The following is a 12,176-nucleotide window of genomic DNA, read 5'->3' as shown; positions in this document are numbered from 1 at the left end:
TGCCTCTACCAAACGGATAGGGGCAGTTTCATGTTTCTCACGGATTATGCGAAGACCTTCAACGCGGCAGCAGCAGGACCGCTCGGCGGACCGGATTGTCTGCATTCGCTGTTTGCAAAGCAGCCGGTCGAATACCTGGCGGCCGGCCAGGCCCTCTTCTTCGAGGGTGACGAGGCCAAGCATATTTTCGAAGTCATGGAGGGGACCCTGCGGGTTTTCCGGATCATTTCGGATGGGCGGCGGGTGATTACCGGGTTTTTGCATGCCGGCGACGTCATCGGCGTTTCGTTCCGGGACAATTATATCTACACCGCGGAGGCCATCACCACCGCGAAGATCCGCCGGCTGTCGCGTCGGCAATTCGAGGCGGCGGTCATCAATTCCGAGAGCCTGAGGCCCAAGGTCTTTGCCCGGGTCTGCGACGAAATGGCCGCAGCCCAGGACCAAATGGTGCTGCTGTCGAGCAAGAGCGCGGAAGAGCGGCTCTGCACCTTCCTTCTGAGATACCTGAGGCGCGCGATGGCCGAGGGCAATGGGCAACCGGTGGTCGATCTCTCGATGAGCCGGCAGGACATGGCCGACTATCTCGGACTGACGATCGAGACCGTTTCACGTACTATCACCAGGCTTATCGGCAAGGGCGTGTTGAATGTTCTGGACCCGGCCGCCCGTCATTCCATAAGAATCGAACGACCGGGGATGCTTGCGCAACTCGCCGGAGACGACGATGACTGTGGAGACATGCGGCGCGACCTGATCGCTCTCGGCGAGCGACGGCGCCATTAAACGGAATGGACATGATCGGCAATACAGGATCCGAAGCCACGACGGAAAGCCAACTCGATGCCGTCACTCTCCTTCTCGACGATGCCAATCTTATCGTCCACGGCGTGGACGGCATCATCAGCCGCTGGACGAGCGGCTGCGAGCAGCTTTACGGATGGCGTCGGGAGGAGGCTCTCGGCAAGGTCGTTCACGATCTTCTCGCGACACGGTTTCCCGAGTCGCTCGACGAGATCCGCCGCCGTGTCCAGACCGATCATGCGTGGCAAGGCGAGGTCGTCCATCGGCACAAGCGCGGTCACCAGGTCGTCGTGGCGACCCGCTGGGTGGCCGTCAATCCATCGAGCGACGGTCCTTCGATCATCATTCAAACGAACAACGACATCACCGAGATGAAAAGGGTGCAGAACGATCTTGCCGAACGCGAAGCGCATCTGCGCTCCATTCTGGACACCGTTCCGGAATCGATGATCGTCATCGACGAAGTCGGCTGCATTTCCTCCTTCAGCGCCGCTGCCGAACAGCTGTTCGGTTATTCCTCCGACGAGGTCTGCGGACAGAATGTGAAGATGCTGATGCCCTCACCCGACCGCGAAGCCCATGACGGCTATATCTCGCGCTACCTCACCACCGGCGAACGCCGGATCATCGGCTACGGCCGCGTCGTGACCGGTCAGCGCAAGGACAAAAGCACGTTTCCGATGGAGCTTTCGGTCGGCGAGGCCGTCACCAACGGGAAACGCATCTTCACCGGCTTCGTCCGCGACCTCACAAGCCGCCACAAGATCGAAGAAGAGCTGCGCCAGGCCCAGAAGATGGAAGCGATCGGCCAGCTGACCGGCGGCCTGGCGCACGATTTCAACAATCTTCTCACCGTCATCAGCGGCAATCTGGAGATGATCGAGAACAAGCTCGCGGATGCGGGCCTGCTCGAGCTGCTGCACGAAGCGCAGGGCGCGGCGGAAGACGGCGCCAAGCTCACCGGTCAGCTTCTGGCCTTCGGACGGCGCCAGCCACTCAACCCGAAGCTCGCCGATATCGGCAATCTCGTATCCAGCTTCTCGGAACTTCTGCGCCGAACGCTCGGCGAGACGATCGAGCTCCGCACCACCGTAACCGGCGTTTCCAACGAGGCGCTGGTCGATGCGTCGCAGCTCCAGAACGCGCTCCTCAACCTGACGCTCAATGCCCGAGACGCGATGCCGCGCGGCGGCAAGCTGTCGATCGAGATTTCCCGCGTCAGGCTGGATGTCGACTATGCGCAGATGTATCCGGATGTCCGCACCGGCGACTTCGTGCTGATTTCCGTCACCGACACGGGCATCGGCATGTCTCCCGAGGTCAAGGACAAGGCCTTCGAGCCTTTCTTCACCACCAAGGGCCTCGGCGCCGGAACGGGGCTCGGCCTCAGCATGGTCTACGGGTTCGCCAAACAGTCCGGCGGACATATCCAGCTCTATAGCGAACCGGGACAGGGCACGAGCGTGCGGATTTTCCTGCCGGTGGCGCGCAAGACGGAGGCGGCGGGTCCGCTCGCAGTCGATGCTGGCTCGAAGCAGGCCTCGATTCCCGGCGGCACCGAAAAGATCCTCGTCGTCGAGGACGACCCTCGGGTCCGGCGCATCGCCGTGTCCAGGCTGACGCAGCTCGGTTATGGCGTCATCGAAGCCGCGAACGGCCAGGAGGCGCTGGACCAGCTCGGCCAGCACGACGGCATCCACCTGCTTTTCACCGATATCGTGATGCCAGGCGGGATGACGGGCGACGAACTGGCGGCCGAAGTCCGCGCGAGACGGCCCGGCATGAAGGTATTGTTCACCTCCGGCTACGCCGAACCGGCCATTGCCGGGCGCGAGCTCGCCCAATCCGGTAGCTGGCTAAAGAAGCCATACACCGCCAGGGAACTGGCGGTGCGGCTTCGCGAGCTGCTGGACTGAGTATCGTTTGATAAAAGGGGTGTAGCTGCGGCCAGCGCCTCGGATTCTGCCGCAGAGCTCAGAGTTTCAGTGAATCCCCTGAAGGCCCCAGCCTTTGTGGTTCACCGATCTCTATCGCGTGTCCGTCGGGATCATAGAAGCGGAAGACTCGCTGTCCCCAGGCTTGCCGCTCTACCGGATGGATCAGTTCCACATGCGGCGCGATGTTTTCGAAGGCCGCATCGACATCCTCATGTTCGAAATATAGCAGCAAATTTCTCCGGCCGTAGGGTTCGTTCGCAACAGGGCCTTGCCGCCAAATCGTTTGCTCAAGCGAACTGCCTTCGTGGATTGCGAAACCGGTTTCGAAGAGTACGAAGTCCCCGAAATCCTCCAAGATCCTCAACCCGAGCCTATCTAGGTAAAACGCTTTCGAGTGATTTATGTCGCGAACGAAAGGAATGGGATTGATAAAACGCATCGAATTCCTTTCGTGAAGGTCGCAGTCCTTGCGGACACAGATGCCGTTTGTTGGCAATTCAACGAAAAGAATGCCTCAGGACAGTGCTCTCGGCAAGAAAACCGCTGGCGACGCCCACTCCTGAGAACCTTGAGGGCGTGCCGGAGCTTGTCGGCAGTCACCGGCTCATTCCGGCGGATCGTCCCGAAGCACACGCCAGGAGGCGCCTTCGAGATCGTCGTACTGACCACTCTTCAGCGACCAGAGAAAGGCGAAGAGACCAAGCCCGCCGAGGAAAAGCGCTATCGGGATGAGATAGATCAGCATGTTCATGCGACGCGGGCCTCATCGGTAAGAATTTTTGCTTCACCATGGCCCCCCGCCGCCCCGGCCTCGACGGCGCTCCCCGATCCGCCGAGCCGGAGGGCATTGGCAACGACGATGATCGAGGACGTGGACATGGCAACGGCGGCAATCAGCGGCGTCGCATAACCGGCAAGCGCGATCGGCACGGCGATGACATTGTAGCCGATGGCGAGCGCGAAATTCTCGCGGATCAGCCGGCCGGCGCGCCGCGAGATATCGATCGCCAGTGGTACCGCTTCGAGGCTGTCGCGCATAAAGACGAAGTCGGCGGCCTGGCGGCCGACATCCGCCGCCGTCGCCGGCGCGATCGAGACGTGGGCTGCGGCAAGCGCCGGCGCATCGTTGATGCCGTCGCCGACCATCAGCGCCTTGCGGCCGCTCGCCGCAAGCGACGTGCAGAACTCCGCCTTCTGTTTCGGCGAAAGCTCCGCCTGCCAATGTTCGACGCCGAGGCGGGTCGCGAGATCGGCAACAACCCGGCGTCGGTCACCCGACAGGATGCCGGTCTCGAAACCGCCGGCGGCAAGGGATGCCGTCGCGGCCTGCGCGCCGGGGCGCAGCGAATCGTCGAAGCGGAAGGTGGCGATCTCCTCGGCGTCGAGCGAGAGAACGGTTTCCGTCACGGTATTGCCCGGGCTTCCGTCGTCCGGCACGGACAAAGCGAAGCGCCGGTTGCCGAGGCGATAGACGCCTGCCGGCGTTGCCGCTTCAAGGCCCCGGCCCGGGATCTCGGTGACCGTTTCGAAGACCGCGACGGGGCCGGATACCGCCATCGCAAGCGCCTGCGAGAGAGGGTGGCGTGAATGGACGGCAAGGCCGGCGGCCAAAGCGAGTTGCTTCCTGTCGAACCGGTCGGCATCCAGCAACCGGGGCCGGCCCAGCGTCAAGGTGCCGGTCTTGTCGAAAAGCACGGTGTCGATTTCGGCAAGCCGCTCCATGGCCGAACCGTCCTTCACCATGATGCCATTCCTGAACAGCCGGCCGGCCGCGACCACCTGCACCACGGGCACGGCCAGGCCAAGCGCGCAGGGGCAGGTGATGATCAGCACGGCGATTGCCACCAGCATCGCGTGTTTCCAGTCTCCGCCGATGAAACCCCAGGCGAGAACGGCGGCGAGCGCCAGAAAGTGGACGGCGGGAGAATAATATTGCGCCGCACGATCGGCGATCCGGCGATACCGCGCCCGGCCGCCCTCGGCCGCCTCCATCAGCGAAATGACTTCGGACAGGAAGGAATCCTTCGCGGCAGCCGTCGCCTTCAGCACCAGCGAACCGGTGAGGCTGAGCGTTCCTGCCTGTATTATGTCTCCGACACGGACCGGCCTCGGCGCGCTTTCGCCGTTGACGATCGAGACGTCGATATCGCTTGCGCCGCTTTCGACGAACCCGTCGACCGGCACCCGTTCGCCGGCGGCGATCGCCACCCGGTCGCCTGGCCGGATTTCGTCCACGGGGCGATATTCACGCGAGCCGTCCGGGCCAATGACGGTGGCGCCGCGGGGCGACAGGCGCGCAAGACCGCTGATCGCGGCCCGCGCCCGGTCGCGCATGATGTGGTCCAGCGTGCGGCCGATCAGCAGGAAGAACAAGAGCGAAACGGTCGCGTCGAACCAGGCGTGTTCGCCGTGATGCATGGTTTCCCAGAGCGACACCGCATAGGAAAGGGTGATGGCTAGCGCGATCGGCACGTCCATGTTGGTGCGACGGCGGCGCAGCGCATTCCAGGCCGACTGATAGAAGAAACGGCCGCCATAGATCAGCGCCGGCGCGGCGATCAGCGCAGATATCCAATGGAACATGTCACGCGTCGACGCATCGGCGCCCGACCAGACGGAGACCGAGAGCAGCATGATGTTGGCTGCCGCAAAGCCGCAGAGGGCGACGGCGCGGATCAGGTCGCGCTGCAGCTTCTCGCCGACTTCCTCGGCATTCGAAAAGAGATGTGCATCGTAACCGGTGGCATCGACGATCGCCCTGACCAACTCGACCGGATCCGTGGCGTCGTCTCCGGTCTTTTCCCGCCAGACGATCGAAACGCGCTTGGTGGACAGATTGACCCGCGCCCGCTCTACCGACGGCAGCGCATTGAGCGCTTTTTCGATCGTCGCGATGCAGGTGCCGCAATGGACCTGCGGGATGCTGAGATCGGTCTGGCGCAACCCCGGCGAGATCGTCCGGCTGGACAGCGTCAGCTCCTCGGACGACGGAAGCGAGTGATCCAGATACCCTTCCGTTCCAGGCGCGCAGCAGCTCATTCTGTGCTCCTCAAGACGGCGATGCGTTCGGCCTGATGCAGGATGCGCTTGCCGTTCCGGATGGCGCTCGCATCCACGATCCAGTGACCCGGCAGGATTTCATGGGTGGCCGTGAAGACGCCCTTGGCAACGGGAACCAGGTCGAGTTCGAAATCCTGGTGTTCGCCGACCGGCCGCTTGAACTTGAGCGTCAGCGTATCGGCGGTCACCGGCCCGTCTTTCGGGTGGAAGACCTCGTAACGAACCTCGGAACCGGTGACGGTGATGCGGCCGGTGACACCCGTGGCCGTCAGCGTCCGCGCCTCGGCCGCCTTGCCGTTGAACTGCTGGCTGGCGAGGTAGGTGTTTTCCGCCACCAGCCCGCTCCAGCTGGTGACCGCGTTGTAGGCCATGTAGAAATTGACCGAGATGATGGTGCCGAAGAAGAGCACCAGCACGCCGACCATGTGCCAGCCGGTGAAGACAAAGGATTTTGCGGGGATCGTGTTCATTTTCGTCGTGCTCACTTTCTGGCTCCCGACGTGTTGAAGACCGCTGAATAGCTGTCCTTTTCGTGGCTCGACCGGTCTTCGGCGATGAAATGGAAATCGACGGCTTCGGAGGAAACGGCATCCTTGGGCAGGGTTACGAAGACCTTCAAGGCAAGCGTCTTGTCGGGCTCCACCTGCACCGCGAAGAGACGGCCCGGAACGTCCGTGACGCCTGAGATCTTCATGGTCGCTTCGGGCAGGCCTTCCATCGAGACCATGATCGTGCGCGGCTCGGGGATCATGTTGAGCAGCCGGATCGTGTAGCCGTTGCGGATGGAACCGTCCGATTCCAGCACGAATTGCGGGTTGCGATCGTGGAGAACATTGACCTCCAGCCGGTCCCGCGAGAGGAGCGCGAAGACGAGGCCGAGGCCGACCGCCGACCAGACGCCGAGATAGATCAGCGTGCGGGGCCTGAAGATCACCCTCCAGTCGAAGTGGCGGATCTTGTCGATGAAGGAACCGTCCGGATTGCGTACCCGTTCCGGGTCGATCGCCGTGGTGCCGCCGTTTGTCGCGAGCGCCATGTTCGTCTCGTATTCATCGAGCGTCGCATAGGCGATCAGGCCGCGCGGCTTGCCGATCTTGTCCATCACGCCGTCGCAGGCGTCGATGCAGAGCGCGCAGGTGATGCAGGCCAACTGCTGGCCTTCGCGGATGTCGATGCCCATCGGACAGACCGCCACGCAAGCATTGCAATCGACGCAATCGCCGACAGGCTGCCTGGCTGCCGCCGCCTTCTTTGCATGGCGGCTGCGCGGCTCGCCGCGCCAGTCGTTATAGGTGACGACCAGCGAGCTCTCGTCGAGCATGGCGGCCTGGATGCGCGGCCAGGGGCACATGTAGATGCAGACCTGTTCGCGCATAAGCCCGCCGAGCAGATAGGTCGTCGCTGTCAGAACCGCCACGGTCGAATAGGCGACCAGCGCCGCTTGGCCGGTGACGAAATCGAAGGCGAGCGACGGCGCATCGGCAAAATAGAAGATCCAGGCACCGCCCGTCGCGACCGCGATCGCCAGCCACGTGGCGTGTTTGGCGACCCGCTTCCAGAGCTTGTCGAAGCTCCAGGGCGCGGCGTCGAGCTTGATGCGGGCATTGCGATCGCCCTCGAAGAAGCGCTCGACGACAAGGAAGAGATCGACCCACACCGTCTGGGGACAGGCGTAACCGCACCAGGCGCGACCGACAGCCGAGGTCACGAGGAACAGGCCGAAACCGGCCATGACCAATAGCCCGGCGACGTAGAAGAACTCCTGCGGCCAGATCTCGATGAAAAAGAAATAGAAGCGGCGGCTCGCAAGATCGACGAGCACCGCCTGGTCGGGCGCGAAGGGACCGCGATCCCAGCGGATCCACGGTGTGAGGTAATAGATGCCGAGGGTTATCAGCATCACCAGCCATTTGAAGCGGCGAAAGCGCCCTTCGGCCCGTTTCGGAAAGATCTTCTTGCGCTTCTCGTAAAGCGGCTGGCCCGGCGAATGCACGGGCTGGACATCGATCCGTTCGACGGACAAACCGTTCTGTTCCAAGTGCGGGGCTGTGTAGAGATTCATGGGACCAGTTCCTTTGGTCCATGTTTTCTCATCTCGGCGGCGGCCGCTCCTTGACCAAAGTCAACTGGTCGGAGCGGCAGGCTGCGACATTCTGGCGGGAACGTGCAAAATGCACTATCTTCGATGCAGGCAGGGAGAAGACCATGGGCATGCACAAGCTGGAAATCGAGATAACGGACTCAGTTCTGTCTTGGATCGACCGTGTTTCCGCGCGCACCGGTCACTCGCGCGCAGAGGTCGTGGCGGAAAAGCTTCAGGAACAAGCCTCTGGGGAAGAGATTTCCAAGGAGCAGCGTTTGGAGGCGTTCCGGCGTTCCTGGGACGTAGTCTCTAAGCTTGGGCCGGGCAGATCCCAGGAGGAGATCGACCGGCAGGTCCGGGAATTCCGCGAAGATCGCAATTATGACCGATAAGGTCTATGTCGACAGCAATATCTTCATCTACTACGTGGATGGCCGCGCTGATTTGAAATTGGCAGCTCGCGAATGCCTTTCGGTCTATTTCGATGACGGCACTCCGTTGTTTTCTAGCGATGTCACACTCGGAGAATGTCTGAGAGGTGTGCGTGCCGGCGACCGCGAAACTGCAGCCGCTTTTCTGACGGTTCTTGAAGACAAGGCCTTCATCTGCTTGGTCGATCTGACGAGGTCCATCATCAAACGCGCCGCCGCCCTCGGCGCCGAACTCAACATCAAACTCATCGATGCAATCCACGTCGCGACCGCCGAAGCTTTGCAATGCGGCGTCTTCCTGACGAACGACCGGGGCATTCGCGCCCCGGCCGGTATCGAACTGCGATATCTGTCGGCGGAAGCCTGATCACTCCCCGCCGCCAAGCGAATGGATGTAGATGGCGAGCTGCTTGACGGCCACGTCGCCGAGGCGGGCTTCCCAGGCCGGCATGACGCCGTGTTTCGGGGACTGGATTTGTTTGGCAATCTCTGCTTCCCCCTGGACCTTCAGCCAGATGGCGTCGGCGAGGCTCGGCGCACCGAGGTCGCGGTTGCCCTCGGCCTTCTCGCCATGACACGAGACACAGTTGTCGGCGAAGAGCTGCTTTCCGGGCCCGACCATCGACGGATCGCGCGGGGTTCCGGTGAGGCTCACCACGTAGGCGGCCACCTGGCGCACCTCGTCCGGCTTCAGCATGTCGGTGAAGGCCGGCATTTCGGAGATGCGGGTCTCCCCGTCGGCGGGATCACGGACGCCATGGGCGATCGTCTGGTAGAGGGCGTTGATATCGCCACCCCAAAGCCAGTCATCGTCGTTGAGGTTGGGATAGCCCCGCCCGCCCGTCGCACCCGTGCCGTGGCACGGGGTGCAGTTGACGCGGAAAGCCGCGGCGCCGCCGGCGGTCGCGAACTGGCTGAGCTGCGGATCGGCGACGATCTCCTGCAGCGACGACGTCGAGATCTTCTCCAGGAGGCCGCCCTGGGCGATTTTGGCACCATCGAGATCGGCCGTGAGTTCGGCACGGCTCGAATATCCGAGCAGGCCTTTCGTCGCGTCGGTCAGGAGGGGGATGGACGGATAGGCGATCGCATAACCGATCGACCACAGGATGCAGGCATAGAAGGTCCAGAGCCACCAGCGCGGCAGCGGATTGTTGAGTTCGCGGATGCCGTCCCACTCGTGACCGGTGGTTTCGATGCCGCTCAATTGGTCGATATGTTTTTCCGCCATGTTCAATCCTCCTTCAGAGGGATCCGGGCGGCCTCGTCTGCAGAGGCTTTCGCGCCGGGGCGCAAGGTGAAGACGAGAACGCCGAGGAAGAACAGGGTCATGGCGAGCAGACCCCAGCTATCGGCGAAATGGCGCATGGCCGTGTAGAATTCCATGGTTTTTCCTCCTCAGCGGTAACCGGCAGCATCGTCATAGGTCGAGAAATCGACCAGCGTGCCGAGCATCTGCAGATAGGCGACCAGCGCATCCATCTCCGTGAGGCTCTCGGCATTGCCGTCGAAATCGCCGACCTTGGCCTTGGGATACCGGGCCAGCAGACCAGACGTGTCCGCATTCGGATTGGCCTGGGCGGAAAGATCCGCCTTGGCGCTCGCGACCATCTCGTCCGAATAGGGGACGCCGACGGCGCGGTTGGCCTTCAGTTCCATGGAAACGTCGGTGATCTTGAGCGGCGTCTCCTTGAGGAAGGCGTAGCTCGGCATCACCGATTCCGGCACGACGTCGCGCGGTTCGACCAGATGCTGGACGTGCCATTCGTTCGAATAGCGGTCGCCGACGCGGGCGAGATCCGGCCCCGTGCGCTTCGACCCCCACTGGAACGGGTGGTCGTACATGGATTCGGCCGCCAGGCTGTAGTGGCCGTAGCGTTCCACCTCGTCGCGGAAGGGGCGGATCATCTGGCTGTGGCATACGTAGCAGCCTTCGCGGATGTAGATGTCGCGCCCGGCAAGCTCGAGCGGCGAATAGGGCCGCATGCCTTCCACTTTCTCAATAGTGTTTTCGAGATAGAAGAGCGGGGCGATTTCCACGATGCCGCCGATCGAGACGACGAGCAGCGAACCGACCAGAAGCAGGGTCGCATTGCGTTCGATGTAGTGATGTTTATCGAGAATGGACATGGATGTCCCTCCTTATTCGGCCGGCTGGAGAGCGGCGGGGGAAGCATCACCCCGAACGCGCTCGTCCCGCTGGTAACCGAGGATGGTCATGGTGACGTTGAAGGCCATGATGAGCCCGCCGGCGAGGTACATGGCGCCGCCGACCGCACGCAGCAGGTAGTAGGGGAACATCGCCGCGACCGTTTCCGCGAAGGAATAGACGAGGAAGCCCTGGCTATCGTATTCGCGCCACATCAGGCCCTGCTGCACCCCGGCAACCCACATGGCGGCGGCGTAGACGACGATGCCGAGGGTGGCGAGCCAGAAGTGCCAGTTGACCAGATCGAGACTGTAGAGCCGCTCGCGGTTCCAGAGCTTGGGCGTCATGTAGTAGACGGCGCCGAAGGAGATCATGCCGACCCAGCCGAGCGCACCGGAATGCACGTGGCCGATCGTCCAGTCCGTATAGTGGCTGAGCGAATTGACCGCCTTGATCGACATCATCGGGCCTTCGAAGGTCGACATGCCGTAGAAGGCGATGGCGATGATCATCATGCGGACGATCGGATCGGTGCGGATCTTGTCCCAGGCGCCCGAGAGCGTCATCAGACCGTTGATCATGCCGCCCCAGGAGGGCATCCAGAGCATGATCGAAAAGACCATGCCGAGCGTCTGCGCCCAGTCGGGCAGCGCGGTATAGTGCAGGTGATGCGGACCGGCCCAGATATAGAGGAAGATCAGCGCCCAGAAGTGGATGATCGACAGCCGGTAGGAATAGACCGGGCGGTTGACCTGCTTCGGCACGAAATAATACATCATGCCCAGGAAGCCCGCGGTCAGGAAGAAACCGACCGCGTTATGCCCGTACCACCACTGGGTCAGCGCATCCTGCACGCCCGAAAAGGCCGAATAGCTCTTGACGCCGAGGAAGGAGACCGGGACCGCCAGGTTGTTCACCACATGCAGCATGGCGATCGTCACGATGAAGGCGAGATAGAACCAGTTCGCCACGTAGATATGCGGCTCCTTGCGGTTCAGGATCGTGCCGAGGAAGACGGCGAGATAGGCGACCCAGACGACCGTCAGAAAGAGGTCCACATACCATTCCGGCTCGGCGTATTCGCGGCCTTGCGTGATGCCGAGCAGATAGCCGGTCGCCGCCATGACGATGAAGAGCTGGTAACCCCAGAACACATACCAGCCGAGGTTGCCGCCGAAAAGGCGGGCCCGACAGGTGCGCTGGACCACATAGAAAGAGGTGGCAATCAGCGCATTGCCGCCGAAGGCGAAGACGACAGCCGAGGTGTGCAACGGCCGCAGGCGGCCGAAATTGAACCAGGGTTCGATGTTCAGGTCCGGGAAGGCAAGCTGGAGTGCGACGACGACGCCGACCAGGAAACCGACGACGCCCCAGAAGACCGTGGCGATGGTGCCGTATCTGACCACCTCGTCGAAATATTCGGATTTTGCCGGTGGGCGCACCGCGAACCTCTGCGGCGCAAAGGAAGCCTTGCGCAGCAAAACGACCGTGCTGAGCAACAGCACGAAGAACAGGACCCACATATGGGCCGCGAAAAGGCCATCATGGGCATAGGCGGCTGCGAGCAACACCAGGAAGGTGCCGATCGCCAGCCCGATTGTTTCTGAGACGTAATTCATGGTCTTTGGCCTCACAGCGCAGATACGCTGCCGGTTGAAGGATTGTGACCATGATGTGCTGACATACGGGCCGCTTCGGCGGTTTGACCTGCG

The 12,176-nt window shown here is 62.2% G+C and carries 13 protein-coding genes; 4 read left to right on the top strand and 9 right to left on the bottom strand.

The window, feature by feature from the left end:
• Positions 1-30: 30 nt before the first annotated feature.
• Both J2857_RS10620 and J2857_RS10615 read left to right on the top strand, forming a co-directional pair.
• Complete coding sequence (locus J2857_RS10620) at positions 31-786, top strand: Crp/Fnr family transcriptional regulator (protein ID WP_210010182.1); 756 nt, start codon at positions 31-33, stop codon at positions 784-786.
• Between the two features lie 11 nt (positions 787-797).
• Positions 798-2,720 (top strand): hybrid sensor histidine kinase/response regulator, encoded by a 1,923-nt coding sequence (locus tag J2857_RS10615; RefSeq protein ID WP_210010181.1) that lies wholly within the window; start codon positions 798-800, stop codon positions 2,718-2,720.
• 58 nt (positions 2,721-2,778) lie between these two features.
• Here the strand turns inward: J2857_RS10615 and J2857_RS10610 are convergent, their stop codons facing one another.
• The 5 genes from J2857_RS10610 to ccoG form a co-directional block, all read right to left on the bottom strand.
• Positions 2,779-3,180 (bottom strand): VOC family protein, encoded by a 402-nt coding sequence (locus J2857_RS10610; RefSeq protein WP_210010180.1) that lies wholly within the window; start codon positions 3,178-3,180, stop codon positions 2,779-2,781.
• A 165-nt stretch (positions 3,181-3,345) separates the two neighbouring features.
• Positions 3,346-3,492: a cbb3-type cytochrome oxidase assembly protein CcoS gene (ccoS, locus tag J2857_RS10605; protein ID WP_046633456.1), complete on the bottom strand. Its 147-nt coding sequence runs from the start codon at positions 3,490-3,492 to the stop codon at positions 3,346-3,348.
• Positions 3,489-5,780 carry a cation-translocating P-type ATPase gene (locus J2857_RS10600; RefSeq protein WP_210010179.1) on the bottom strand — a complete coding sequence of 764 codons (2,292 nt, stop codon included), beginning with the start codon at positions 5,778-5,780 and terminating at the stop codon, positions 3,489-3,491. The genes ccoS and J2857_RS10600 overlap by 4 nt, the downstream gene beginning before the upstream one ends.
• Entirely contained in the window at positions 5,777-6,271 is a 495-nt protein-coding gene (locus J2857_RS10595) for a FixH family protein (protein ID WP_210011635.1), read from the bottom strand. Before J2857_RS10595 ends, J2857_RS10600 begins: the two co-directional genes overlap by 4 nt.
• Before the next feature lie 11 nt (positions 6,272-6,282).
• Positions 6,283-7,863 carry a cytochrome c oxidase accessory protein CcoG gene (ccoG, locus tag J2857_RS10590; RefSeq protein ID WP_210010178.1) on the bottom strand — a complete coding sequence of 527 codons (1,581 nt, stop codon included), beginning with the start codon at positions 7,861-7,863 and terminating at the stop codon, positions 6,283-6,285.
• Positions 7,864-7,913: 50 nt separating this feature from the next.
• On the opposite strand from ccoG, the gene J2857_RS10585 reads away from it, so the two are divergent.
• Together J2857_RS10585 and J2857_RS10580 are read left to right on the top strand one after the other, a co-directional pair.
• Positions 7,914-8,276 carry a hypothetical protein gene (locus J2857_RS10585; protein ID WP_210010177.1) on the top strand — a complete coding sequence of 121 codons (363 nt, stop codon included), beginning with the start codon at positions 7,914-7,916 and terminating at the stop codon, positions 8,274-8,276.
• On the top strand, positions 8,266-8,682 hold the full coding sequence (locus tag J2857_RS10580) for a type II toxin-antitoxin system VapC family toxin (protein WP_210010176.1): 417 nt from the start codon (positions 8,266-8,268) through the stop codon (positions 8,680-8,682). Before J2857_RS10585 ends, J2857_RS10580 begins: the two co-directional genes overlap by 11 nt.
• On the opposite strand, the gene ccoP is transcribed toward J2857_RS10580, so the two are convergent.
• Genes ccoP through ccoN form a run of 4 tightly spaced genes read right to left on the bottom strand, consistent with a single transcriptional unit; the run spans position 8,683 to position 12,083 of the window.
• The gene (ccoP, locus tag J2857_RS10575) at positions 8,683-9,546 is read right to left on the bottom strand and encodes a cytochrome-c oxidase, cbb3-type subunit III (RefSeq protein ID WP_210010175.1); all 864 of its coding nucleotides are present in this window, start codon (positions 9,544-9,546) and stop codon (positions 8,683-8,685) included.
• 2 nt (positions 9,547-9,548) lie between these two features.
• On the bottom strand, positions 9,549-9,701 hold the full coding sequence (locus tag J2857_RS10570; protein WP_007762698.1) for a CcoQ/FixQ family Cbb3-type cytochrome c oxidase assembly chaperone: 153 nt from the start codon (positions 9,699-9,701) through the stop codon (positions 9,549-9,551).
• A gap of 12 nt (positions 9,702-9,713) precedes the next feature.
• Positions 9,714-10,445: a cytochrome-c oxidase, cbb3-type subunit II gene (gene ccoO, locus J2857_RS10565; RefSeq protein ID WP_210010174.1), complete on the bottom strand. Its 732-nt coding sequence runs from the start codon at positions 10,443-10,445 to the stop codon at positions 9,714-9,716.
• A 12-nt stretch (positions 10,446-10,457) separates the two neighbouring features.
• Positions 10,458-12,083: a cytochrome-c oxidase, cbb3-type subunit I gene (ccoN, locus tag J2857_RS10560; protein WP_210010173.1), complete on the bottom strand. Its 1,626-nt coding sequence runs from the start codon at positions 12,081-12,083 to the stop codon at positions 10,458-10,460.
• Positions 12,084-12,176 lie beyond the last annotated feature (93 nt).

The sequence above is a fragment of the Neorhizobium galegae genome (assembly GCF_017877055.1).
GTDB classification, from domain to species: domain Bacteria; phylum Pseudomonadota; class Alphaproteobacteria; order Rhizobiales; family Rhizobiaceae; genus Neorhizobium; species Neorhizobium galegae_D.
Note: the sequence above shows the minus strand (reverse complement) of the source record. Positions and strands in the feature narration are given on the sequence as shown.